General features: G+C 34.1%; 29 protein-coding genes and 1 pseudogene. 10 read left to right on the top strand and 20 right to left on the bottom strand.

What is annotated here, in order from left to right:
- Positions 1–94: 94 nt before the first annotated feature.
- The 3 genes from gltC to JG553_RS12925 all read left to right on the top strand — a co-directional run bounded on the left by gltC (position 95) and on the right by JG553_RS12925 (position 2991).
- The gene (gene gltC, locus JG553_RS12935; protein ID WP_000403916.1) at positions 95–979 is read left to right on the top strand and encodes a glutamate biosynthesis transcriptional regulator GltC; all 885 of its coding nucleotides are present in this window, start codon (positions 95–97) and stop codon (positions 977–979) included.
- Between the two features lie 114 nt (positions 980–1093).
- Positions 1094–2212: a YibE/F family protein gene (locus JG553_RS12930; protein ID WP_001794550.1), complete on the top strand. Its 1119-nt coding sequence runs from the start codon at positions 1094–1096 to the stop codon at positions 2210–2212.
- Positions 2209–2991, top strand: coding sequence for a YibE/F family protein (locus JG553_RS12925; protein WP_000994678.1), 783 nt, complete (start codon positions 2209–2211; stop codon positions 2989–2991). Before JG553_RS12930 ends, JG553_RS12925 begins: the two co-directional genes overlap by 4 nt.
- Positions 2992–3159: 168 nt before the next feature.
- Here JG553_RS12925 and JG553_RS12920 read toward each other — a convergent pair whose 3' ends face one another.
- Both JG553_RS12920 and JG553_RS12915 read right to left on the bottom strand, forming a co-directional pair.
- On the bottom strand, positions 3160–3645 hold the full coding sequence (locus JG553_RS12920; protein ID WP_000183669.1) for a GNAT family N-acetyltransferase: 486 nt from the start codon (positions 3643–3645) through the stop codon (positions 3160–3162).
- The gene (locus JG553_RS12915) at positions 3635–4030 is read right to left on the bottom strand and encodes an NUDIX hydrolase (protein ID WP_000588527.1); all 396 of its coding nucleotides are present in this window, start codon (positions 4028–4030) and stop codon (positions 3635–3637) included. The genes JG553_RS12920 and JG553_RS12915 overlap by 11 nt, the downstream gene beginning before the upstream one ends.
- 148 nt (positions 4031–4178) lie before the next feature.
- Between JG553_RS12915 and JG553_RS12910 the strand changes: the two genes are divergently transcribed.
- Complete coding sequence (locus JG553_RS12910; protein ID WP_001129473.1) at positions 4179–4448, top strand: hypothetical protein; 270 nt, start codon at positions 4179–4181, stop codon at positions 4446–4448.
- A gap of 184 nt (positions 4449–4632) precedes the next feature.
- Here JG553_RS12910 and aaa read toward each other — a convergent pair whose 3' ends face one another.
- The 10 genes from aaa to JG553_RS12860 form a co-directional block, all read right to left on the bottom strand.
- Positions 4633–5637 (bottom strand): autolysin/adhesin Aaa, encoded by a 1005-nt coding sequence (gene aaa, locus JG553_RS12905; RefSeq protein WP_001170264.1) that lies wholly within the window; start codon positions 5635–5637, stop codon positions 4633–4635.
- Positions 5638–5968: 331 nt separating this feature from the next.
- A complete protein-coding gene (gene gmpC, locus JG553_RS12900) occupies positions 5969–6811 on the bottom strand; it encodes a dipeptide ABC transporter glycylmethionine-binding lipoprotein (protein WP_000825521.1) in 843 nt (280 codons plus the stop codon).
- Positions 6812–6847: 36 nt separating this feature from the next.
- Positions 6848–7507 carry a methionine ABC transporter permease gene (locus JG553_RS12895; RefSeq protein ID WP_000467994.1) on the bottom strand — a complete coding sequence of 220 codons (660 nt, stop codon included), beginning with the start codon at positions 7505–7507 and terminating at the stop codon, positions 6848–6850.
- A gap of 3 nt (positions 7508–7510) precedes the next feature.
- Positions 7511–8536, bottom strand: a complete 1026-nt coding sequence (locus JG553_RS12890) for a methionine ABC transporter ATP-binding protein (RefSeq protein WP_000569286.1) — start codon at positions 8534–8536, stop codon at positions 7511–7513.
- Between the two features lie 293 nt (positions 8537–8829).
- Positions 8830–9972, bottom strand: coding sequence for a bifunctional cystathionine gamma-lyase/homocysteine desulfhydrase (locus JG553_RS12885; protein ID WP_001036663.1), 1143 nt, complete (start codon positions 9970–9972; stop codon positions 8830–8832).
- Positions 9956–10870 (bottom strand): PLP-dependent cysteine synthase family protein, encoded by a 915-nt coding sequence (locus tag JG553_RS12880; protein WP_000634105.1) that lies wholly within the window; start codon positions 10868–10870, stop codon positions 9956–9958. Before JG553_RS12880 ends, JG553_RS12885 begins: the two co-directional genes overlap by 17 nt.
- A 216-nt stretch (positions 10871–11086) precedes the next feature.
- The gene (locus tag JG553_RS12875) at positions 11087–12424 is read right to left on the bottom strand and encodes a sodium-dependent transporter (protein WP_000828729.1); all 1338 of its coding nucleotides are present in this window, start codon (positions 12422–12424) and stop codon (positions 11087–11089) included.
- Between the two features lie 164 nt (positions 12425–12588).
- Positions 12589–12702 carry a hypothetical protein gene (locus tag JG553_RS12870; RefSeq protein ID WP_000510433.1) on the bottom strand — a complete coding sequence of 38 codons (114 nt, stop codon included), beginning with the start codon at positions 12700–12702 and terminating at the stop codon, positions 12589–12591.
- Between the two features lie 177 nt (positions 12703–12879).
- Complete coding sequence (locus tag JG553_RS12865) at positions 12880–13614, bottom strand: alpha/beta hydrolase (RefSeq protein WP_001220813.1); 735 nt, start codon at positions 13612–13614, stop codon at positions 12880–12882.
- 36 nt (positions 13615–13650) lie between these two features.
- Positions 13651–14325, bottom strand: a complete 675-nt coding sequence (locus JG553_RS12860) for a phosphatase PAP2 family protein (protein WP_000565820.1) — start codon at positions 14323–14325, stop codon at positions 13651–13653.
- A gap of 37 nt (positions 14326–14362) precedes the next feature.
- Here JG553_RS12860 and JG553_RS12855 point away from each other — a divergent pair, with 37 nt between their 5' ends.
- A complete protein-coding gene (locus JG553_RS12855; RefSeq protein WP_001789536.1) occupies positions 14363–14779 on the top strand; it encodes a hypothetical protein in 417 nt (138 codons plus the stop codon).
- Positions 14780–15007: 228 nt separating this feature from the next.
- Here JG553_RS12855 and JG553_RS12850 read toward each other — a convergent pair whose 3' ends face one another.
- The 3 genes from JG553_RS12850 to JG553_RS12840 all read right to left on the bottom strand — a co-directional run bounded on the left by JG553_RS12850 (position 15008) and on the right by JG553_RS12840 (position 19734).
- Positions 15008–15370: a Na-translocating system protein MpsC family protein gene (locus JG553_RS12850; protein WP_000831495.1), complete on the bottom strand. Its 363-nt coding sequence runs from the start codon at positions 15368–15370 to the stop codon at positions 15008–15010.
- A 161-nt stretch (positions 15371–15531) separates the two neighbouring features.
- Complete coding sequence (locus JG553_RS12845; protein ID WP_000211540.1) at positions 15532–18237, bottom strand: DUF2309 domain-containing protein; 2706 nt, start codon at positions 18235–18237, stop codon at positions 15532–15534.
- Between the two features lie 12 nt (positions 18238–18249).
- The gene (locus tag JG553_RS12840) at positions 18250–19734 is read right to left on the bottom strand and encodes an NADH dehydrogenase subunit 5 (protein ID WP_202106765.1); all 1485 of its coding nucleotides are present in this window, start codon (positions 19732–19734) and stop codon (positions 18250–18252) included.
- Positions 19735–20254: 520 nt separating this feature from the next.
- Here JG553_RS12840 and JG553_RS12835 point away from each other — a divergent pair.
- The 4 genes and pseudogenes from JG553_RS12835 (at position 20255) to JG553_RS12820 (ending at position 20664) form a co-directional block, all read left to right on the top strand.
- Positions 20255–20320, top strand: a complete 66-nt coding sequence (locus JG553_RS12835; RefSeq protein ID WP_014373781.1) for a phenol-soluble modulin PSM-alpha-1 — start codon at positions 20255–20257, stop codon at positions 20318–20320.
- 31 nt (positions 20321–20351) lie between these two features.
- On the top strand, positions 20352–20417 hold the full coding sequence (locus tag JG553_RS12830; protein ID WP_014373780.1) for a phenol-soluble modulin PSM-alpha-2: 66 nt from the start codon (positions 20352–20354) through the stop codon (positions 20415–20417).
- A 51-nt stretch (positions 20418–20468) separates the two neighbouring features.
- Positions 20469–20538, top strand: a pseudogene (locus tag JG553_RS13435) (phenol-soluble modulin PSM-alpha-3).
- A gap of 63 nt (positions 20539–20601) precedes the next feature.
- The gene (locus JG553_RS12820; RefSeq protein WP_014532416.1) at positions 20602–20664 is read left to right on the top strand and encodes a phenol-soluble modulin PSM-alpha-4; all 63 of its coding nucleotides are present in this window, start codon (positions 20602–20604) and stop codon (positions 20662–20664) included.
- Between the two features lie 658 nt (positions 20665–21322).
- On the opposite strand, the gene JG553_RS12815 is transcribed toward JG553_RS12820, so the two are convergent.
- On the bottom strand, positions 21323–22525 hold the full coding sequence (locus tag JG553_RS12815) for a GTP-binding protein (protein WP_001062982.1): 1203 nt from the start codon (positions 22523–22525) through the stop codon (positions 21323–21325).
- A 118-nt stretch (positions 22526–22643) separates the two neighbouring features.
- On the opposite strand from JG553_RS12815, the gene JG553_RS12810 reads away from it, so the two are divergent.
- Entirely contained in the window at positions 22644–22904 is a 261-nt protein-coding gene (locus JG553_RS12810) for a hypothetical protein (protein ID WP_001795576.1), read from the top strand.
- 289 nt (positions 22905–23193) lie between these two features.
- Here JG553_RS12810 and JG553_RS12805 read toward each other — a convergent pair whose 3' ends face one another.
- Genes JG553_RS12805 through lpl10 form a run of 4 tightly spaced genes read right to left on the bottom strand, consistent with a single transcriptional unit; the run spans position 23194 to position 25977 of the window.
- A complete protein-coding gene (locus tag JG553_RS12805; protein ID WP_000172543.1) occupies positions 23194–23508 on the bottom strand; it encodes a hypothetical protein in 315 nt (104 codons plus the stop codon).
- Positions 23509–23526: 18 nt separating this feature from the next.
- Positions 23527–23850 (bottom strand): hypothetical protein, encoded by a 324-nt coding sequence (locus tag JG553_RS12800; RefSeq protein WP_000971498.1) that lies wholly within the window; start codon positions 23848–23850, stop codon positions 23527–23529.
- Entirely contained in the window at positions 23847–25175 is a 1329-nt protein-coding gene (locus JG553_RS12795; protein ID WP_000952537.1) for a hypothetical protein, read from the bottom strand. The genes JG553_RS12800 and JG553_RS12795 overlap by 4 nt, the downstream gene beginning before the upstream one ends.
- Complete coding sequence (gene lpl10, locus JG553_RS12790; protein ID WP_001805140.1) at positions 25165–25977, bottom strand: tandem-type lipoprotein Lpl10; 813 nt, start codon at positions 25975–25977, stop codon at positions 25165–25167. Before lpl10 ends, JG553_RS12795 begins: the two co-directional genes overlap by 11 nt.
- Positions 25978–26003 lie beyond the last annotated feature (26 nt).

Raw genomic sequence — 26003 nt, 5'->3', positions numbered from 1 at the left:
AAATAGAAGATATTCATCTAAAAAATAGAACATTTATCAATAATATTGCTATAATAGTTACAAAACACTCATTTTTGGAGGTGCCTATATCGCTATGGAAATTAAACAATTAAGATATTTTATCGAGGTCGCTAAAAGAGAACATATCTCCGAAACAGCACTTGAACTAAACATTGCTCAATCAGCGATAAGCCGTCAAATTACATTATTAGAACAAGAACTTAATGTGTCTTTATTTAAAAAGCAAGGACGCAATATTACGCTCACATCTGAAGGGAAATTATTATTTAATGAAGCTCTGCGTATTATTGAACATTTAGATAGCACGATTGAACAATTTCAAAGCCATGGATTAACTAAAAATAAAAGTATCTACATTGGCTATGATGAGAGTGACGTATCCCACATGTTACTACCACTTATCCAAACGTTTCATTTACAAAATGATACACATGTCATACCGAGCTTATTAGAACATGACACAATTATAAATAGCGTATTAAATGGGAATATAGACATTGGTTTCACGGAACTTACACCAGAAATACGTAAACACAAACAATTACATATGCTACCTTTATTCGAAGAGCACTATCATTTATATGCGCCTTCAGACGATCCAATTACGATGGCGACACACCCACCATTAATTCAGTTTGAGCATAGTCATATTTATTGCTTGGCACCATTTGCCGAAACTGTAAAAAAACAATTGCGCAAGATTACTAAATCAGATGTATACACAATCAGTAGCCAACCACTTGCGCAGTATCTCCTTCGTCAAAAAGAAGGTTACATCATTTCATCACAAAATATACATTTACCAGAATCTAAATCATGGATAGATATAAAATTAGATCATACTGAATTAAAAAGAACGATATGTGCTATTACAAAGGAGCCTTATACAAAGAGTGATATTGGCATATTATTAACACTTATTCAGCAATTAATGACTAAAACGTCTACATTCCATTAAGTAATTCGATGCTATCAATGATGATTTTCGTTTTACACTTAGCAGTAATATCTTTGAAAATAAAAAATTAAGGGCGTATAATCACCATATTAATTCATTCATAGAATTGGGGTTTTGTTTTTGAAATATAGAAATTTATTTACAAAGCCATTTAATATAATTTTAGGTTTGTTCTGCATCGCATTCATTGGTGCTATTTTATTTACATTCAATAATGAGAACTTTTACAACAAACCAATTGGTCAAATTATAGATGTCAAACATGTTTCTTCGACACCTACAAAAGATGCACAAAATAATCGTGATATTAAATATAAAAATCAATTAAAAGTCAAAATATTAAATGGTCAATTTGCTGGAGAAACGACGACGATTAATCATCAGTACGTCAAATCGCAAGCAGATTCTGAGGCATTTCGCACACACGAAAAAGTATTATTACATATTTCTAACAAGCCGAGTGATGCTTATATTATAGAAAAGAAGCGTGATACCTTAACGGTTATCATCACTGGTTTGTTCTTATTAACTGTATTATTGGTTGGTCGCAAAGTCGGACTGCAATCGATTTTATCGTTAATCTTGAATTCTATTGCCATATTAATCGCAATTTACATTCATATTCAACATAGCAATATTAATTTATTCTTACTCATGACCATTGCCATGATCTGTTCAACAATACTCACTTTATTGCTCGTTACAGGCTGGCATATGCGTACACTCATTACCATAGCCAGTACAATTATCGGAACTTTTTTGAGTATAGGTTTAACAGAATTAATCATATATATGACAGATGGTAAAGGCATTAAATATGAAACGATGAACTTTTTATCATTACCACCGAAAGATATCTTCCTAGCCTCAGTGTTAATAGGTTCACTTGGCGCTATTATGGATGTTGCAATTACAATTGCTAGTGGTATGCATGAAATTTTACAGCGTACGCCACACATTTCAATGAGGAGATGGGCGCTTGCTGGGCGAAACATCGGCCAAGATATTATGGGAACAATGACTAACATCTTATTATTCTCATATTTATCCGGTGCACTACCTATGTTTTTAATCTTTTTAAAAAATGCCAATACAGTGACTTATACTATTTCGATGAATTGGTCGTTAGAAATTGCGCGCGCACTAACAGGTGGTATAGGTATCGTACTTACAATTCCTATCACAATATTGTTTATGGAAATATTTGAAACATTAAGGAGGGCGAAACAATGAATGCTGTATTTATATTGGCGTTATTGCTCCTCTTTCTGATGATAATTTTCGGAGGTAAAAAGGGATTCATCTCTTATTTAACCCTATTTTTAAATTTCGCTATTTTAATTATTAGTATTGTATTGATTATTTTTGGCGTACCGATTTATGTCGTCACATTCTTTTTCTGCATTATTATTGGCGCTTGTAATTTATTCGTACTCAATAGTTACAATGTTAAAACACAAGCTGCATTTATCAGCACTATCGTTACAACAATATTGTTGATTACACTCATTTATTTATCGGTCTACTTCGGTCATCTACAAGGCTTTTCAACCGAACAACAAGATGAAACATATGTGTATTCAATGAATATTGGCATTGATATGGTTCAATTTATGGTGTTCACTATTATTCTTGCTGTTATTGCAGCTGTGATAGATTTAACAATTACCATTAGTTCACCCATTTATGAATTGCATCAAGTGAATCCAACGCTTACGCAATACGAATTATTCCAATCTGGCATGCGTGTTGGTAGAGAAATTTTAGCGACATCTGCGAACACGATTTACCTTGCCTTTTTTGGTGGCCAACTTGCTTTATTTATTTGGTTTTTCAAACTTAAATATTCATTTGGTCATATTATAAACTCGAAAATATTTGCCCAAGAATTTATTTCTATTATTTTAGGCGGTATTGCCGTTGCAATCAGTATTCCGATTACGGCTTGGATTACGGCATTTTTAATAAAAAGACCATCTCGACAGCGCAAAAATGATGAGTCTATCAATTAATCGCAACTAGCAATATAACTTAAGTTAAGCGACCTGTGGATATATGTCAATTGTTCACTAGGTCGCTTTTTACTATAGTAAATTGTCCGATGATCTATAACAAAAAGCACCTTTATTCATCATTAATTGTTGTGGTCGACGATGAGTAAAGATGCTTTTAAATTTAATTTATTTTATAGTTAACGCCATAATATGAACAGGTCTTCCGACGAACATACTATCTCCCATATATTGATATCCTTGTTGGCGATAAAGTGCCATGGCATGTGGATTGTCAGTATTAACCGTTAACACAATCTCATTAATATCCTGAAATGTTGAAGTGATAAATGACGCCAATTTTTCCATTACCACTTTACCTATTCCTCTATTACGATAACGTTGATCAACACTAAATGACCTGAAAAATACTGCATCTTGGTTATCGCTAAATGGTGCGACCCCTTTTCCACGATGTAATGTAAAAAAGGCCACACATTGCCTGCCATCCATTACAACGATGGGATACCTTTCATTATCAGACATTGCAGCTGTAATATTTTCCTCTGGCGTTTTAACAAACTTCAAATCACTTTCACTTAATTGAAAAGCTTCTAACATCGAATAATCTTGTGGGACATAATGTCGTAACATGATGGTGTCATTATTTGTCATGTTTACCACCATAAGTTTCAATCCAAACTTTGACAGCAGGCGCAATCAACGCATCATTATCTTTATCAATCCAGCGTATATCCGTAATTTCATTATTGATAGTTACGTTTTCCCAATCGATTTTGGTTAATGCGCGAAATCCATTTAACTCAGTTAACATATCCTGTTGTGGATATGCAGGACCTACAATTGTCCCGACATATTCAATTTCATCCATTGTTAATGTTAAATTTAATTCTTCTTTTACTTCTCTTAACAGCGCGTGTACTTGTGATTCCCCTTCTTCTATTTTACCACCCGGGAAATAATACTTTTCGCGATTCCTTACTTGAACAAGCAATATTTTATCAGCTGTTTCTTCAACTAAACAGACACATTTAATCATCTTTGACACCCCAACTTTGTGAAATCAATTTTTCAAATTATACTGTACAATTATGTTATCATATATGAGTAGTTATAGCGCAAAACGTTAGCAATTCAGCGCACCCAACTTTTCATATAAACAGAAGATACTAGGGGGAATTATTATTATGGCAAAACGTTCCAAATCACAACGTTTATCAAGTTTACTAAATGTCGCAGGTTTCATAGTCGACGGCTACAATGGCTATAAATATCATGCTAAAAATAAAAAATTAGTATATCTTTCATTAGGTTTAAGCACTGTAGGAACCGTGTTAGACTTTTACATTTCAATTAAGTCACCACGTAAGTTCAAAAAAGCAGTGGCAGTTGTTACTTTAATAACAAACGGTGCTAGATTATTTACAAGCATTCGCAAAGTAAAACATGAATACTAATTCAGAAAAGGATTGGTCGAACATAGAACATGAAGTTCATTCGACCAATCCTTTTTCATATACAAAAATTCCTATTACAACAATCACGACTTTGATAGCCCCGCCATAAAATTTAGGATTCAATCCAACTTTTCAGCTTGTGAAATGTAATAGGAATTCATTATATATTTATATACGTAAGACTTTAGTGAATATATCTATAATTATTTACTTGGTAAGCTGGTACCGTTCTGTAAGTTAAAATACCTGGTGCAGCTGAATAGTTCATTTCTGAAACTAAAATACTACCATCGTTATTTACACGTTCTACAAACATAACATGACCATAGTAACCTACATCTGTTTGAGCGATAGAACCTACAGTAGGTCTATTGTCGATAGTGTAACCATCTGCTGCCGCTGCGTTATCCCAGTTATTAGCATTCCACCAATAAGTACTAATACCTTTACCAATTTCAGCACGACGATTAAATACATGATATGTACATTGACCCCATGTATATAAGTTTTGGTGACTGAATACTGGTGTATTGTAACCTCTATTTGTCGTTGTTGCAGATCCTGAGTTCGTAGATGCATTACCAGTTACTTTCAATTTTTGACCCGGATATATAAAGAAATTATTTAAGCCATTTAAGCTCATAATTTTTTGATAAGTTGTACCATATTTTGATGCAATTAATGACAATGAGTCACCTGCTTGTACTGTATAGTATGATCCGCCACCTGAGTTCGTTGATGGACGGCTACTATTGCTCGCAGCGTTACTTGAGCTAGCAGTACCTGATACTTTTAATTTTTGACCTGGATAAATAAAGAAATTATTTAAACCATTAAGTCGCATAATGTTTTGGTAAGTTGTACCATATTTTGATGCGATTAATGATAATGAGTCGCCTGCTTGTACTGTGTAGTATGATCCGCCACCTGAGTTCGTTGATGGACGGCTACTATTACTCGTAGAATTACTTGAGCCAGATACTTTTAGTACTTGGTTTGGGAAAATTAGATTAGATGTTAAATTGTTTAATGACTTTAATTTAGCAATCGAAATCCCATACTTATTTGAAATTGCCCACACTGATTCACCCGGTTTTACTGTGTGAGTTGTAGCCGCATTTGCTTGAGTTGCCGCAACAGCGCTAATCGCGCTTGTCCCAATAATAGCTGCAATTACTTTTTTTTGCACTTTAAAATCCTCCTCTTGCTTAACTTTCCTAACATTCTTTTATCCGAATTTATGAATACTACATCATTATACGATTTTATTATGTATAATAGGTTGATGTTTGATGACATTATGATTACAAAAAAATCATATACTGTATCATCAAATTTTATAATTATCCCTTAAAATTATTACAACTTATTAGATTTTACAATATCTAAATTATTACAATTTCATAATATTTCACTATAAAATGATTACAATCCCTTTCTCTATTGGAAATAATTTTATTCTCCAACAATAACGCCCTACAAACATAAGCATGAACTTTGCTTGTAGGACGCAATATAATTTATTTTGCTAATGACGTTTCTATTGCCTTAATCTCATCTTTAGATAAATTAACAGGTTTCTCTCCATCTTTGACATCTTCCTGCAACGCTTTTTGAGCTTCTTTTGAATGATACAATTCTACGATTTTAGCATATGTTTTGTTATCCAAGTCTTTGTCATTAACTGCAACAATATTAATATATGGCTTTACTGCATCTGAATTTGATTTTTCTAAAAATATCGGATCATTTTTAGGATCTTTACCCGCTTTAGTTGCTACACCGTTATTAATAACTGCAATATCGACATCAGATAAAGCACGTGCAGTTTGTTGTGCATCTACTGCAGTAATTTTTAAATGTTTTGGATTTGACGTTATATCTTTCACCGTGCCTGCTAATCCGAAATCTTTTTTCAGTTTTATTAAACCAGCTGCTTCTAATAGTTTAAGTGCACGTGCTTGGTTTGACACATCATTTGGAATGACAACTTTAGCACCATCTTTAACCTTTTTGACATCTTTAATTTTATCTGAGTAAATGCCCAACGGTGCTAAAACTGTTGTACTTAATGCTGAAATCTTTGTTCCTTTATGCGCCTTTTTATATTGATCTAAAAATGCAAAATGTTGGAATGCATTCATATCAATATCACCATCATTTAATGCTTTATTCGGTAAATTGTAATCTGAGAAGTGCTTAATCTCCACATCAATATCATCTTTTTTAGCTAATTCTTTAACCTTCTCCCAAGCCTTAGTGTCATTTGATGCGACACCAATTGTTACTTTTTTATCATTGTTACCACCACACGCTGCTAATAATACAAGTGCTACGATAACTAACCCAATCAATCTTTTCATTCTATCAATTCCTTTCAAAATCTTCACTATATATCATTAATGTCTACGTATGAATCTAGCTAGAACATTCCCTAGCGTTTGAATCACTTGGACAATAATGACTAATACAATAACGGTAATAATAATGACCGTCGTATCAAATCTTTGATAACCATACACTAAAGCTAAGTCTCCTATACCACCACCGCCAACAGCTCCTGCCATCGCCGTACTTCCAATAAGTCCAATAATCGCAGTGGTAATTGCTAATACTAACGAACCTAAAGCTTCAGGAATTAAAAAATATCTAATGATTTGTAGTGGTGAAGCGCCCATCGCTTTCGCCGCTTCAATAATCCCCTCGTCTACTTCCAATAATGAGTTTTCAACAAGTCTTGCAATGTAAGGTGCCACATATACTGTTAAAGGCACGATGGCAGCAGTCGTACCAATTGAAGTACCTACTACTAATTTTGTGAATGGCACAATCGCAATTAACAAAATAATAAATGGTAGTGACCTTAAAATATTGATTAAAGGATTTAAAACTTGATGTATCACTATATTGGGCCATATGCCTTGTTTTCGAGTAATTACCAATAAGACACCTAATGGAATACCAATCACTGCTCCTAAAAATAAAGCAATAGATACCATATATAGCGTTTCGTACAATGCTTGTAATAACTGTGCACTGTCTAAATCAGAACCAAACATATGTTAATGCACCTCCTCAAATTGAATATTTTTCTCTTTGAAATATTGATTTATTGCCGTGTCTTCAAATTGTTGATCCATATTAAATCGAAGCCACATATAACATACGGTGTTACCTTGTATTTCTGACATAGATGAAAATAAAATTTTAACCTCTCTGCCACAAATTTGAATCAAGTCATTTATAATCGGTTGTGTCACCTGAGTTTCCTCGACGAAGATTTTATAATCTTTAAAATCGCCAACTTGTTCGTCATTCAATCGACGAATCAATGATGTACTTGGCTCAGTCTGTATAACTGTAGACACAAAATTTTGAGCAATCGTCGTTTTAGGATGACTAAACACCTCTTTAACAGTTCCTGTTTCAACCACTTTCCCCTTTTCCATTACAGCAACACGATTACAAATGTCTTTAATAACGCGCATTTCATGTGTAATCATCATAATTGTAATGCCAAAGGTTTGATTGACATTCTTTAATAACGTCAATATCGAAGCAGTCGTTGCTGGATCCAATGCGCTTGTTGCTTCATCGCATAGGAGTATTTTCGGATTAGTAACAAGCGCTCTTGCAATAGCCACCCTTTGCTTCTGCCCACCAGATAATTCATCAGGAAATTGGTCTTTTTTATCACTCAATCCTACAAATTCAAGCATTTCCGTTACTCGTTGCTTAATTTCTGTTTTGCTTTTCTTACTTAAAATGAGTGGCATTGCTACATTTTTAAATACGGTAGCTGAATTTAATAAATTGAAATGCTGAAATATCATACCGATATCTTTCTTAATATCCCTCATCATTTTATCGCTATAATTCGTAATATCATGTCCATCTACAATCACTTGTCCATTCGAGGCAGCTTCAAGATGATTCACGAGTCTTACCAACGTACTTTTTCCTGCACCACTATATCCAATCACACCAAAAATATCATTGCGATTGACCGTAAATGATACGTCCTTCAAAGCATCTATTTTTTGCTTCTTTTTATTAAAGGTCTTACTTACCTGTCGAAACTCAATCATCATCGCCCCTCCTACAAATTCTTATTAATCCACTAGGAATAAGAGCATTATATGTAAAATTGCATATATCGTCAATACAATTTGCCGAATTTTCTAAAAAATTAAAAAATAAGTAATTCATGTGACAATGACGAATTGTGAGACTACTATGACATTTATCAAATTAAATCCATAAAAATGTCCACCAATCCTCCACAACGCAATTACTAAATATTAACATCGCACAAAAAAGCACTAGCATATTCAAGAACAACAAACGTTGAACTCAAAATATATGCCAGTGCTGCTATTATTTATAAAGTATCTAGTGCTTGTTTTAAATCATCGACTAAATCTTCAGTATCTTCAATACCTACAGAAATTCTTACAAGTCCGTCTGTAATACCTTCTTTAGCTCGAATATCTGCTGGAATGGATGCATGTGTCATCAATGCAGGTACTGAAATTAAACTTTCCACTGCACCTAAACTTTCAGCTAATGTGTAATACGATGTTGCTTTAATCAATTGTTTGGCACTTTCTGTATTTTTCACTTCAAATGCAATCACACCTGTATGGCCATCCGCTTGAGCCATATGGACATCATGATTTAAATGACTTTCAATACTTGGATGGAACACTTGTTGCACAGCTGGATGTGCTTGTAACATTTTAATAATTTCAATAACGCTGCGATTAATTTGTTCCATACGTAAACCTAATGTTTTAATACCCCTCACAAGTAAATAGCTATCTTGAGGTCCTAAAATGCCACCTGTTGAATTTGAAATAAATGCTAAACGTTCTGCAAGCTTGTCATCCGATGTTGCAACTAAACCAGCAACGACATCACTATGTCCACCTAAATATTTCGTTGCAGAATGTAAGACAATATCGATACCTAAATCTAATGGATTCTGATAATAAGGTGTCATAAATGTGTTATCAACAACTGAAATCAAACCGTGTTCTTTCGCAATTTCAGCAGACTTTTTAATGTCAGTAACACGTAATAATGGATTAGAAGGTGTTTCAATAAACAACATCTTTGTTGTTGGGCGTATCGCTTGTACAATTGAATCTGTATGCGTTGTATCTACAAAATCCACTTCAATGCCAAATCGTGTAAATACTTTTGTCAATGCGCGATAAGTACCGCCGTATACATCTGAATTTAAAATAATATGATCTCCTTTGTCCAACAGCATAACAACTGCACTGATTGCTGCAACACCTGAACTAAATGCAAAGCCATGTTTGCCATTTTCTAATGTCGCAATAACGCTTTCTACAGAACTTCTTGTTGGATTCGCAGTACGAGAATATTCATATCCTTGACGTAAATCACCAATATCATCTTGTAAATATGTACTTGTTTGATAAATTGGTGTTGTAACGGCACCTGTATAATCGTCTGTTGTGTGCCCACCATGAATTAATTTAGTTTTCTTGTTCATTATTATTCTCCTCATAATTAAATATTTGCTTAGACATATATCGATCACTACCATCTGGAAATACGACAACAATCGTACCTTCAGATAATTGCGCTTTTAAATTCAATGCACCTTGTAATGCTGCACCTGAAGAACTGCCTACTAACAACCCTTCATTTATAGCCAAACTTTTGACATTTCGAAAGGCATCTTGATCTTTAATCGTAAATATCCCATCTACAAGACGTCTCTCTAAAAATATCGGCCATTTCTCAGAACCGATACCTTCAGTGTCATGTGCATGAGCTGGCCCTCCATTTAACACGGACCCTTCTGGCTCAACGGCATAACATTGCACGTGATGTTGCTTTAAATAACGTGCGGTACCTGTAAATGTACCGCCAGAGCCAATACCAGCCACAAAATAATCAATTTGCTGTAATGCTGAAGTCAATTCGGGTCCCAATGTATGAAAATATGTATCCGGATTATGTTCGGATTCAAATTGATTCATATAAACGGCACCATATTTTTCAGCATAGGAACGTGCAGCTAATTGTGCCCCATGCATACCTTCAGACTGACTCGTCCTTGAAACTTCTGCACCAAGCGCTATCATAATATTAATCTTTTCTTCTGAAAAACCATACGGCGCAAAGATCTTACATTTCAAATGATGTCTATTCGCTGCAATAGCTAACCCTATGCCTGTATTACCAGCAGTCGCTTCAACAATAGTTTGACCTGCACGCACACGCCCTTCTTGAATTGCCTTCTCTACTAAATATTTCCCGAGTCTGTCTTTAACACTGCCTCCAGGATTCCATTGTTCAAGCTTGGCATAAATTTTAACTTTATCATCACTATAATGTTCTAACAGTACTAATGGTGTATTGCCAATTAAATCATAAGTAATCATAGATGCACCCTCATCTGACATGCCGATCAAATGAATGAAACCTTTCTTCATGTCTCAATTTTAATTCTTACTTTTCAGATAAGAATTATAAACGACATTTTGTTATTTTGCAATTATCTAAGTTTCGATTAATTCAGAACCAGTACTAAATTTTCAATTCCAAACAAAAAAACACCTGAGCAACACAAATACTTGTGTGTCAGATGCTTCTATATATTAACTAAATAATTGCACGATAAAGACTAAAATAATAACGACAGGCATCGCATACTTAATTAAGTAATACCAACCACTGAATAATCTAAATCGATCTTTACCAAAATATTGTTGTAATAATTTTTTATCTAATAATTGTCCTACGACAAGCGTAGTACCTAATGCGCCTAATGGCATCAATACATTCGAAACGATGAAATCCATATTATCAAAAATCGTTCCCGCACCGAATCTTACATCTTTTAAGATACCAAAAGATAAGGTTGCTGGAATACTAATGATAAATACTAAAATACTACCGATCACTGCGACTTTTTTACGTTTTGTATTGTCATTCTTCGTGAAGTTAGAAACATTTAATTCTAATAAAGAAATAGATGACGTTAAAGCCGCAAATAAGAACAGCACTAAGAATCCCAAATAGAATAATGTGCCTAGATGCATTTGACTAAAGACCATTGGCAGTACTTTAAATAATAATCCAGGCCCTTCTTGTGGTTCATAGCCAAAACTATGTAAAGCCGGAAATATAGCTAGACCTGCCAATACAGATACAAAGATATTCATAACAACGATAGAAATAGCTGATGACTTAATCGTCATGTCTTTAGAGGCATAACTCGCATAAGTAATCATACCTGTAGTTCCTAATGATAACGTAAAGAATGATTGACCTAGCGCAAACAAGATGCCATCAGCAGTAATCTCTGATACTCTTGGTTGTAAAATAAATTTCACACCTTCTAAGACGCCATCTAATGTTAAAGACTTAATCACAATGACGATTAAAAAGACAAACAGCAATGGCATCATAACTTTCGATGCCTTTTCTAATCCTTTTTCAACACCTAACATGACAATAATCATCGTAGCGAATATGAATATACCTTGCCCTAGAACGGTTAACCAAGGATTTGATATTACCGCTTCAAAATTCATTTCTTGGAGATGATTGATGCGTTGAAATATAACTAATTGCCATAATACTTGTCCGATGTAAATGACAATCCAACCACCGATAACACTATAGAAGCCAAATAAAATAAACACTGCCAAATTACCGTTCCAGCCAATGATATTGAGCCATTTTTTACCAGTTAATTTACTATATATTTGTGTTGTATATGTCCGTCCCATTTTCCCAACAGTGAATTCCATAATGAGTAATGGCAACCCAACAAAAATGGTGAATATTAAGAACATAGCTAGAAAGGCACCGCCGCCATAAATCCCTGCCATATATGGGAATTTCCACATGGCACCAAGACCGATTGCAGAACCCGCACTAGCTAAAATAAATCCAGTTGATGACTTCCATTGTGATTGTTGTCTTTTCATCATTCACATCTCCTTTAAAGCGTTAAAGCGTCTACGTGTTTAAGTAACACTCTAACATGTATGTAAATAACATGCAATACACCTGCATCAAAATTGTTTCATTAATACGGTAGCACCTGGATTTATCATAATATAATCAACTCTTGTAATGTGTTGTCATTACGCTACATTAAATTTTCTGGTTCAACGCTGTATACGTGCGCCAATATCTCGCCACATACAACACCATCTATATCCCCAACATCTCGCCACATAACAACTTCAGGTGCAATGCCCATAAAATTTCCACGACATTACAATACAAATCAACTTCTGGTATAACTCCATAATATTTCCACGACATCACACTACAAATTAACTTTAGCTAAGTTCCCTATACTATCACGCCACAAAAAACACTCAAATGACAAATATAATAACATCGTCACTCAAGTGTTAATTTTTAAAATCTTCAATTATGTTAAAGCATTGAAAAAGCGAATAACATTTTCTTCTAAAATATCTCTGCCTTCTCCATGCGTCATTAAATGATGCGAATCCTTCAGACCATTTAATTCTTTGTCTACTGATCCTAAATGTTCATAAATAAAATGTGCACTTGTTTCATAGGATGGCGCATCTTTACCACCAAATAATATATTAGCTGGCATTTTAATAACATTTAAATTTGTCATGATATCATCAATAAAATGTTGAAACTTCGTAATTTCACCTTCATAATCATCAATTGCTGCTAATTGCGCACTCGATGCTTGCTGATCTAAATTTAAAATATTCGACATGCGTTGACTATAATAAACTAAATGTTCTATTAAGCCATCGTCACTCTTTTCCTTTGGTGCTGACATGACAGCGATACGTTTCAAAGGATAGTGTTGCGCCAATTTTAATGTCATTAATCCACCTAAAGACACACCCGTTGCACTGATAGATTCATAACCTTCATTGACTAAAAATTGGTAAGCTTTCTCAACTTCTTCCCACCAATCATCTACATTATATGTCATGAAATCTTTCAACAATAAACCATGACCTGGATAATTCGGTGCATAACAACTAAATCCTTGGTCATTTAACTCAGCTGCAAGATGCTTCACATCCCGATTTGTACCTGTAAATGAATGTAATAATAATATCGCATGTCCATTTGTGCCTTTTAAATACGATGGACTCGGTGTTTTAATTCTCATTTTTCTATATACCTCCACTATGTCTAAAGATGTTTGCTAAACGCGTTGTCGTCGATGATTAATAAAGTATGGGTATACCATTAAGAATAACGCTACCCAAATGATTGCTAGTGACGTGCCGCCAATGACATCTGAAAAGTAATGTGCATGAAAATAAAGGCGACAAAATAATATGCTAAGCCATAATATTCCCATAACCAACGCACTCAACACTTTTGTTATTGTCTTAGCAGCAAGTGAAATAATAATGATCATTAAGGCGAAATATAATAATGTGCTGGCGTTGGAATGTCCACTCGGAAATGAAAAGCCTGTATCAACGGCTAAATGATTATATGGTCTTGGACGTAATACAGTATCTTTAATTAATTTGTTCATGATGACACCTGAAACCAAATATGTCACAAACCAAACCGCTAAATGCCTCTGTTTAATAAACAGTATGATTGTGACGATAATGGAAATCAACACGACACCTTTGACATCTCCAATTTCCGCACTAAACGTCATATAGTAATTAAACAAATTGTTAACATACTGACGTTGTGGCTCACCGAAATAATCTGTAAACCATGTTAATGATCCCATATCTATATTTTTAAGCCATTCTTGATTTGTCACTACACTGTAAAACATACCTATAAATACAATCAGCGCGATTAAAAATAAAGGCACTGTCATTTTCGGTGATGTTAATTTTTTATCTATCATCTTACAATCTCCTCGTATCATCATTTTCATTTTACAAATGTTATCCATAATATCAATGTGCCACAAATTTCACTTTACCGACAATATCAAAATTATAAAGTTCATATTGTTATGTATATTGCAAATAAAACATTGTATAATTGAAATAACAATATTTTGCTATTTTCAATTTAGTACGATTTATATTTATTATACAGAGGGGGTAAGGCGTATCAATAGAGTTATTTTTGTCTATATAGCGTTAATCATTACATTAGTTAGATTCTTTACCCCTATTCATCCATCATTTTCAAATTTGATTTACTGGATATTTGTATTATATTTTATTCCTATTATACTATGCGTTATCGGTTTCAAGGCCGAAAAACTTATTGCAACAATGGTCATTATACCTAATTTTTTAGGAATACTTTATCGATTATATGCCTACGTCACACATATACTCTTTATGTAAAAGGATAGTGGGCATGTCTCGCAACAAATATGCTTGCGTCGACTTGTCACCATTCGCAAATTTTATGACATACGCCTTTCACGGGCTATATTCAGACCCACGCATTCATCCACGTAATAAACACATCATGTAATAGAAAAACAGCACACCCAAATATATGGCGTTGCGCTGTTTAACCAAGCATACTTCTATAGCTTTAATAAGCCAGCAGAAGCATACCTAACCTTCTTAAATATGCTTTTCCAAATTATCCTCAAGTTTGAATACGATAATACGTTCACCTGTAACTGTACTTAAATCACTATGGAAGCTCATCACTTTGATACCTGTAATTTTAAAAATGATATCATTCAAATCTTGCTCACCGGATTCAACTAATTCAGAACGTGTTCGTTTAATATTTAATAATCCTTCATTCGTACTACATACACGATATTCAGCTGGCGTTAAGATACCTTGTAAACTAATAATCACCATATCTCTTAAAATGTCTGATTTAACTGACAAGGAACCTCTGCCAAGGAAATCTTTTTCCCATTGCGTAATGGCTTTACTGATTTCAGCTTCGATTTCACCTTTCGTTCTTTTCATATCACTAACTCCAATAATATTAAAATTGATTACTTCATCTTTGTATCGTTATCACGACATCAACTATTACATTAAGTTTATCATTTTTAGTATATTTTAAGAAGCTAGAACATTGTAGATATGATGATATATTAGTTACTTAGCATCGCAACATATCATCGTTAAATCCAACTTTTAAAACGCCCTTCCTCATTAACGCTCATTAAACGCAGCCAATGATTAGACACCTTCCTAGCGAAATGCTCATTATTCGCGAGTAGTCTTGCTACAACATAGTCGGGTGCCTGAATAACGACAAGTAAACGAATTGGCGAATGATACATCGTCCGATCAGCAGCCATAACAGATTGCCATGATAAGCCATACATCAGATCACTCGCATTACCTTGCATGACACCAACACCTGACGTGACGGTTTGTGTCGCTTTATTCCCACTTCCGTAAAAATGCGGCGCAACTGTCGACGCATAATATTGTAAATTAATCCATTGTGCCACAAGTGCCGGACCAGAAATGATGGTATTTAATAATGTGCCATCTTTATCTTTACGCCAATCATAATTGTGTAAAAATGTCCGCCCTTCTAAATCAATGCCTTTTGTTAATTGGCGTCGTCCAATTATAAATGATGCATTTTTAGCCAATCCCCATTCTGGACGTACCTCACTCCAATCACTCGCAAACCGCTGCGCTTCTTCCACTGGATGATTCACACGACCAATCGTTGGCAGTTTGTCCAAACGTTCGCGATTCGCGTGTTCAGAAATCATCGGCATCGCGTCATTCAATGATTCATATGCATCTAAAGCAATAGAAGATAATGTGTCTGGCACATATACCCATGCCAACGTATCAGTAGACGTATGATGTTCTGCTACCGCAAAAACAGTTGTCTCTGGAATATACACACCTGATTGTTTTAATCCTTGTCTGACATTTGGACGATTACATATCATCGCTAATAACTTAGCATTAAAACCGCTTGATGCGCCACCACAAGCCCCACATTCAAGTGATGCATGATGTGGATTATTGTGAGAATGACTAGCATGACCTGCTAACACAACGAACGGCGCAAATGCTTCGGTTAAATCCATCAATTTCAACGCTTGTAACGCGAAATCAATTTGCTCTTGCTCAGTAAATCCAACAGGTAAGTCTGATGTTCGGTCAAACTCACGATCAATCGTCAACTTTGTTTCAGGCTTTTTCAACCACTTTTGTTTTATTTTTTGTAAAGACGCGCGACTTTTTCTAGGCATAATCGAATTGACAATGGTACTTAAGCTTAAAAATGGCCCACTTAATTCAGGCAATAACAGACTAGGCATGACATTATTTTTCATCAATTTAAATGTGTAAAACATCGATGACATTGTCTGTTGCTGTTGTCGATAAACATTCATATCGTAGCGGTCTGCAAATTCTTTAATGCGATATGCCGGCGGTACCATGACAGGTAATGAATCATGTTTGAATTGTTCGTCTACGGCATCTTTTTGAATAGGTAATCCAAAGAAGCCTGCAATACCAATCGTTTCAAAGGGCCCTGCTGCTTCGATATGTCTACGAAATGGTTCTGAACGAACATCTATACAAAATGCAATTTGCGCTTTCGTTGATGTGCCCATCTGATTTAGCTCGCTATTATTTTCATCAACTGCTTGTGTGTCATTTAACAATACTGAATGTGGCTGATTAGCGTTATCATTTTCTGAGACATTTACTTGGTTTACATCTAATGCGCCCGCCACACTTTCATGACCTGCTTTAATTTTTTGTTTTAACTGAGATTCGTATGTCATTTCCCAGGCAATTAGCCATAAATTTTTAAATACATTTTTATTCATAGTTGCTGCAAAATGAATAAACGTTTGAATTTCATTGACGTCATGTTGTAGTAATACATCGCTAGGCATATCACTGTAGTAACACCATGATGCAACAGTTTGCTTAAACCAATTTTCCGATCTACTTTCACAATCTTTAGCGACTGACTTAAACTCATCACCAACTAGCAATTGTTCGACAACTAACCGAATTGCCAAATAATCCGTTAACAAATGTTGTTCAAAGTGATGCTGTTGTGAACGGTAATACAACATACCTGCCCAACCCGGTAACGCCAAAAGATGTCCTTCAACATAAGCTTGGTAGTCTTCCTGATCTATTGAAAAATGAGTTAATACTGACTCTATCGTCATTTCAGGATCATTGGGTAAGCCTTTAATCACTTGGCGCTGTGCTTTAGTAAAACTATGGTCATGTTGCGCTAAATGCAACCATGCATGGTAAAAACTTTGCTCACGCTTCGGCATTGTCCAACTCGATAGAAATTGATCGATATAAAGTTTCGTCCATTTAATCATTTGACGATTCACTTGTTCGCTAAGTGGCTCACCTTGTTCATCTATTATTGCATCACTCATCGGACGTACATCATAGTGATGATATGATTCAGCCATATCACGTTTTGATTTTTCTAATAGTAGATCAGCAACAACATCAACATTTGAATGATTCATATATGATGCAGGTACGTCTTTTAATGTTTTAATGTTATCAATATAAAGATTGATGTAGTGTTGCGGGATATTGTAGTGATGTTCAAGTAACATATCAGTAACAAGTTGATTAAAGACACTTTCATCTAATTCACCACGTGCCACAGCGCTTTCTATTAATGCTTTATTTGGGAAAATATCCACATCTCGAACATCACGTAACCATTTTGCGACATCTTCAAACGTATCCGCTTCTAATCCTTCCCATGGATTTCGTGCTGCAAAAATCGAAATTGGTGATAATGGTGTAATAACACGTTTCGCATTTTCAATGACTGAATTGATATTTAACTGTGTTGTCATACCTTTCACCTCCTATAAATACTTCTTCAAATAATTCGGATGACTTTCTATCGCTTTCGAGCGTGCTTCACCTAGATTAACTAACCACACGTACAATACCGCAAAAGCCTTAGAGTATCGATGCCGCGCCACCCAAATACTTAATAAACTGCCAAAGATTAAAATAACAACACTAATGATGACACTCACTGTAGGCGGCGTTGTCGCATGTGTTGTTATATTTTGTAATACAGCGTAAAAATAATTATGTGTGATGACGTAGATAAATGTCACGATTGCAATCAAAATCATACCAACAAGACGTGCCATGCGTCCTTTACTAAAGGCTACCATTTGATTCCAAGATACAAGTAATGACCATCCTAGAATGAGTGCACTTAACACTTCATATGCACTTCTGTCACTACTCATCCAAAATAGAAATGCCACGATAATAGCTAATACACGTCCCATGACAATCCAGCCATAAGCGTCTTTAGCAGATGCTTGTTTTGGAATATTGAATCGCTTCACGATAGAACCTGATTGTAAAAATAATGTTGCTTTAAAAATACCGTGCAATATTAAATGAATAATCGCTGCTGAATATACACCCAATGCACATTGAACTAACATAAAGCCCATTTGACTCATCGTAGAGCCCACTAATTGGCGTTTATAGTCAACTTGAACTAAGCTAATACCCGATCCTAACAATACAGAAATACTAGAAAGGATAAGTAATAATGATAACGCAAATCCATTATCAAATATCGGCGCAAAACGAGTTAGAATAACACCACCTGCATTCACAATTCCTGCATGCATAATTGCCGATACTGGCGTTGGTGCCGTTACAGATTCAATCAACCATCGATGAAAAGGAAATTGTGCTGCCGGTATCATGACAGCTAATACAAGTAGTACATTCGTCAACAATGACCATGTCGGATGAACTATATGTTGTGGTACCCGCCACTCGCCAGTCGCAATATAAATAGTTACAATTGCTCCAACGAATGCAAGCCAACCACATAAAAATGTCATGCTTGATAATTTCGCAGACTCACGTGGCACTTTCCAAAAACGATTAACGTTCATCAGCAATGTTAAACATAATAATGTAATACCCCAGCAGAGTGCCATCAGTCTTAAGTCTTCAGACATCCATGCTAAAGATGCAAACGACGTAATCGCAGTGAACAATGGAAAGTAATGTCTATAATGATGATCATCTAGTAAATATCGCATTGAAAACTTTTGAATAATAAAGCCAAGCGCCATTACAAAGCCAGCTAATAACCAAGATAAACGATCTATTTTAAATGGACCTAAGACATGTTGACCATGAATACCGAAAAAGCCAATGACTGCAAATAATACTGGCATGACTAGTATGTATAAATGTAATTTAATATATCTCATTGGCATAACTGGTGCTAAAAACAACAAGCCACTTATCAATGCAATGATAAGCGCAATAACAAACAGTGAAAATAGCAATTGAAAACTTAACACTGCATAACCTCCTTATTTCTAATCTCTCGCATAATTGCTTATGTATAAAAATAAAAACCTACAATAGTAGATTCTGTACATAATGGCAGAAAATTTACTATTGCAGGTTTCAGTTTAACTAGACACTGCATCACGGTACGTTGATATACCTTGTTGCAGTGTTCTCTTTAAGCGTGCTCCCATGCACATATGTATATAAAATGTTACTTCTGTCTGTTCAATTCATCTTCATAAATATGCTTTGCCTAGACGAGACCTAACGTGTTATTCGTTTTAAACTTATAACATAAAATATAATTAAATTTCTGCTTCATGTCAAATTCATGAGCTTAACCTCTATTAAACCAATGATTGTAAAGATTTTGTAAATGCACCTGTACAGTTAGGCAGTATTTCCCGTCCTTTTAAAATAAAAAATTCGCAGTTATGATCATAACAATTCAAGTTAGGAAAAAAATCAATTACGCACAAGATAACTATGTACAATGAAGTTAACTCATAAGCAAAGGAGGTAATCTTAATGGGTATCATCGCTGGCATCATTAAAGTTATCAAAAGCTTAATCGAACAATTCACTGGTAAATAAGATTTCATAACAAACAAAGGAGGTCTTTCACATGGGTATCATTGCAGGAATCATTAAATTCATTAAAGGATTAATTGAGAAATTCACTGGTAAGTAAGTTATAAAAATCTCATAGATATGAACATCTTATTTGAAGGGGGCCATTCACATGGAATTCGTACCAAAAATTATTCAAATTCTTTAAAGATTTACTTGGTAAATTTTTAGGTAACAACTAATCTCAAACATTAACGATCAACAACTCATCACTATGTTAAATCAACATACAGGAGGACAAAACGATGGCTATTGTAGGTACTATCATTAAAATCATCAAAGCAATTATCGACATTTTCGCAAAATAATTTAAGCGAATTGAATACTTAAAATTCTCAGGCCACTATACCAATAGGGATGGTGGCTTTGCTTTGTGTTGATTTATTGATGTGAGGTGAGTCTTGTTAGTTTGTTGCAAATAAATGGTCTTGGTGTTTTTTGTATAGGACGTTCTTAGTGGGACATACGGAATATTCGTGATCTTTGTAGTCTGACGCGTTATATTTTTGTGGCGTGTTTTATGTTTGATACTCGAGTTCTGAGACATTCATGATTTGGCATGCGAAATCTTAATGATTTTCATGATCTAGCGCAAGATATATTGGCCACGTGCGGAATTGCGTTGCACGTTTAGACTGAAACACTCGTGTGACCGTAAGTGTTAATAGTACATTGATAGCTGCATTTACTTCACTCATTTTTATGACTGTTAAACAATGATTGTACCTTCAATTAACAGTTGGTACGATGGTTTTGCCATTTTTCATCAACGTAAATATAAAAAGGACTAAGACACATACATGTCCTAGCCCTATGGATAAAATGCAAATTTCTGCTTTATCAAAACTATCACACTTTAGATAGATTGAAAACAAAAAGATCCTAAGAACACCTTAACTTTTTATTAATTGTCATAAATTGCAAACAATTAAGCCACAATTCAAAAATGATTATACTTCATTCAACTTATCGTGCTGGTCTAATTTGCCATTGATATGGATCTTCAAATTGTTGCCAATCTGCATCAATTTCTTGCGCATTGACTAAGCATGCGTCGAGTTCTTTTGTTAATTTTTCTTCATCTAATTCTGTACCAATAATGACAAATTGTGTATGACGATCGCCATATTCTGGATCCCATTCAGCTGCGACATCTTGACGTTCTGCTAATATTTGTGTTTGTTGCGCTTCAGACATACTAGCCACCCAATATGTAACTGGATGAATATTGCAAGATGACCCTGCTTGAGATAATAAACATGCTACGTGATTGTATTGTGCTAGCCATACGATACCTTTTGATCGAACGACATTATTTGGCATGCTTTCTAACCAATCATTGAACCTTTTAGCATGGAAAGGTAGACGACGTTTATATACAAACGATGATATACCATATTCTTCTGTTTCAGGTGTATGCGATGCATGCCCACCAGACTCAAGTTCTTTGATCCATCCTGCTGACTCGCTCGCTTTTTCAAAATCAAAACGCTGCGTATTCAAGACTTCTTTTAAATCTACTTCAGAATTTGTTGTCTTAATAATTTTAGCAGTCGGTTGCAATGCGCTTAACATTTTTTCTAACTTCGCTAGTTCTTCTTCACTAATTAAATCAATTTTATTAATAATCAATACATCACAAAATTCAACTTGGTCAATTAATAAATCAGCAATCGAACGCTCATCTGTTTCGTCAACGCTTTGATCACGATCCATCAATAAATCTTCTGAGTTGATGTCATGTACGAAGCGGTTAGCATCCACAACTGTAACCATTGTATCTAAACGGCAAATCGCTGTAAGATCAATGCCAAGTTCATCATCAATATATGAGAAAGTTTGTGCAACAGGTACTGGCTCTGAAATCCCTGTTGACTCAATAACAATTTGATCGATGCCACCTTTTTTCACTAAACGCTCAACTTCTTTTAATAAATCGTCTCTAAGTGTACAACAGATACAACCATTAGAAAGTTCGACTAATTTTTCATCTGTACGCGATAGTCCCCCACCATCTGCGACAAGATCTTTATCGATATTTACTTCACTCATATCATTTACAATTACCGCGATACGTCGACCTTCTCGATTTTGTAAAATATGATTTAACAACGTTGTCTTCCCCGAGCCTAAATAACCACTTAATACCGTAACTGGAATTTTAGCCATATATATACCCTCACTTCAATTTATTTGTAAATAGGAATAATTCTGTTTTACATTATATAGGAGCGTTTCCTCTTTCGCAATCTTCGATAATAAAAAAATAGTATACTTAATTAAATTATTGAGCGCTTTACTTTATAATGGAGACAAAGATATATCTCACGAAAGAGAATCGAGGTGTATAAACATGTTATTTGTCATTTTAGTTTTATATGTTACTGGTATTGCATTTATTCTACTCAGTGTTTTTGGTTCAAAGACTGAAGGATTATCTACGAAACATACTTTATATACCATTGGCAGTGCTATTATAACGATTGCTATTTTCATTTCAATTGGCTATGCCATTCAATACTTAACTGCAGCGCTTTATGGTTTGTAAGGTGAAGGTGATGAGTAACGGGTAGTTCGGGAGAGGTTAACTTGCGTTGATTTTGATAAAGTGATCATAGCTTTTAGTACTTGAGGATTTTTATTGTTGCTGTTACGAATGTGGTCATGTTTAATGCGGGACAGTAATTTAAGTTGTTTTTTTACAATTGAGAGTGTGATATTTCGATTCGGTTCGAATTACTTTACATGGGAATAATATAAATTAAAAAGAAGCGGCCTAGTGTCAGTTGTGAATATACTGAACATTGGTCGCTTTATTTAGTAGTATGATATGTAGTTTAGCTATTAATTTTTTTCAGGTCATCCTTAATGCTGTCTATCTCAGACATGGCACTTTTAACCCAATCTCCTTGAGCTGCACCTTTAAAATTAGCTTTAAAAGCTTCGCAATGTTGCGCCATTTGTTCAATTAATACTTTTTCTTCACCTTTTAATCCGTTTTCAATATCTTTGTATTTATGCTTATGTTCAGGTGCAATAACTGTGCGAATATTTTCTTTTTGCGCTTCCATTTTAGATATGAGATTAAGTGTTTCTACTGTAGTACTTATATCTGGCATTCTTAAGGTCATATCTGGTTCTATTAGAGTCATTTAATCTCCTCCAAATTATCAGTCACTTAGCTTATCTAACTGCTTTTCATAAGACTTTTTTAAGTCTTCTTTATATTCTTCTAATTTCCATTCTTGCTTTCTAATTATCTCATTGATTTCTTGCTCATACGCTTCTATATTTCTCGTCATTTTCCTTTGGGCATCTTCACTATAATTCATTTCGTGCTTCAAATATTGAAAAACATCATAACTACGTTCATTTTCTTTTCGAGTTCTATGCCTAAGTTCATTTAAATTTTGCAGTTCATTCTCTATACGTTTTTTCTCAGATTCATATGATTCTTCTAATTCATTTTTATTATTAATTTGATTAAACATCATAGTAATCCACCTATTTGTGATGCAAGCACTTGATCTTTATCAACGATTTCATTAATACTGAGTCTAACTCTCATAATATAATTTGATACAGAAGACCCTATCGTTGAAAGTTGTCTTTCTTTTGCAGATATCATTTGTTCAGGTTCTCTTACCATACTACTTTCATTCACTTGACCTTCATCTAAAGCATTGAGAACTCCATTTACACTCAAATCTTCACCTACAGCTTTTCCAGCTTTTTGAGCGTCTTCCCAATTTTTTCCAAATTTCTTTTTCTTTTCATTATACATTTTTTTGATTTGATTAATTTCATCGTCTATCAGTTGACTGAATGACTGCGCAATTGTTAAAGCTGTTAAACTTTCTAAAACTTTTTGCTGCGAAGAAGATAATCCTCCTCCATTTGTAGTCATCATATTTGCTCTAAGTAATTCTATACTAGCTAATTTAGAGATAGCATTATTTGAATTCTTTACAAATGACTTATTATTTTCTTCTGCATAACCTTGTAGTTTTTTAAGTTCTTTTTTTATAGCTTTTTGTTCTTCTTCGGTCAGAAAGCCTTCCATTTCATGACCTTTACCATTTTTAAAGACTTTATCATTACCGAAAAAAACATAATGCTTATATTTCTTCAGATTTTCTGTCAATGCATCATTTTCTGCAACAAACCTAGTAATATTACCTTTATAATTTTTATATAATTCTAATAAACGTTTTCCATCTGGGGAATTAGGATTCAAACTAGTTATAGAAATAGGAGCTGGATTATAAACCACAATGTTCGGAATACCATTACTCATTCCTAGAACTACCGCATCTCTTCCACCTAGTGAATGTCCAGTAATAAAATCAATGTCATACTTACTTTTTATTTTATTTATAAATTCTTGTGTATTCGCATATCTATAGTTTTGATCAGATGCAGGAGAATATAATATTTTAAGATCTGCATATCCATCTTTAACTGTTTCCAAAGCATTGGTAACATTTTGTCTTGAAAATTCACCTTCTTTTAACTTTTTAAAGGCTTCGTCTTGTAAATTAGTCCCAGTCATCCCGAGAGTTACTTTGCCTGTATCTTTATTTAAAAAAGCAGAAGTTGTTACTCCAGTAAGAGAATCAGTGTAACTATCAACATATTCAAGATTAGAAGGGAATTTTTTCATTTTTTTCAAATCATTAAATTGATTAATCACGTCTCTTTTTGATAGACCATTATTATTAGCATTCTCAACTTCGTATGACGCTTTCGAAATAGCACTTGTAGACTCAGTATTTTGATTAATTGCTTTTAAATCTATTTTATACTTCCTACTCAACATTCTCACCTTCAGACGGTCCAAAATTCAAATAATCTCTTAATGTTGTCTCTTGACCTTTATCTTTTGAAAATTTATATTCTATTTTTTTATATCCTACTGAGCTTCCTTTTATATCACCATCTATATATAATTTTAGATTTGGAGAGTTATTAGTTGTAATTGGATAAATTTCTCTAAGTTTTTTTACATTTTTATCACTATTGTTCATTTTATATTGTGCTTCATAGCTCGGTACGTTTTCATTAGTTGTTATATTTCCATCTTGATAATTTTTTAAATCTTTAAAATCAGCATACTGACTAAAAAATTTAAAATTTTCAATTTTTTGTTTAAGTTTTTTGTCTTCTACATTATCCAAAAGAACAATCTTATTATTTTTTAGTTCAACACGATATTTTTTCTCATTATGATTTTTGCTAATATCATCATAAACTTTATTTACAAAATAATAACCTGTTGCCTTTTTGGTATTTCTATTAAGATATAACACCATGCCTTCATCATCTAATACTCCTGGTTTGTTACTTTTTGAAAAACCTGTAAGTATAGTCCACGTACCTTTATCGCCTTTTTTAAACTCACCATCTCGATATCCTTCTTTGTCGTATAAATCCTCGAGATTCTTAATTGGATACATATCTAACGTTTTCGCAAAACTCTTTTTGATTTGTTCTTCTTTTGAATCTGTTTTATTCGTTTGTTCCTCTTTTTTCTGTTCATCTTTCATATTTCCACATCCCCCAATAAAAATGATTAAAAGTAATACACTCATGTACAAAGCAATTTTTTTTATATACTCCATCATTTCACATCTCTCTGTTTTAATTT

Source organism: Staphylococcus sp. T93 (assembly GCF_016743875.1).
Lineage (GTDB): Bacteria > Bacillota > Bacilli > Staphylococcales > Staphylococcaceae > Staphylococcus > Staphylococcus aureus.
This window is presented reverse-complemented; position numbering and strand designations above follow the sequence as displayed.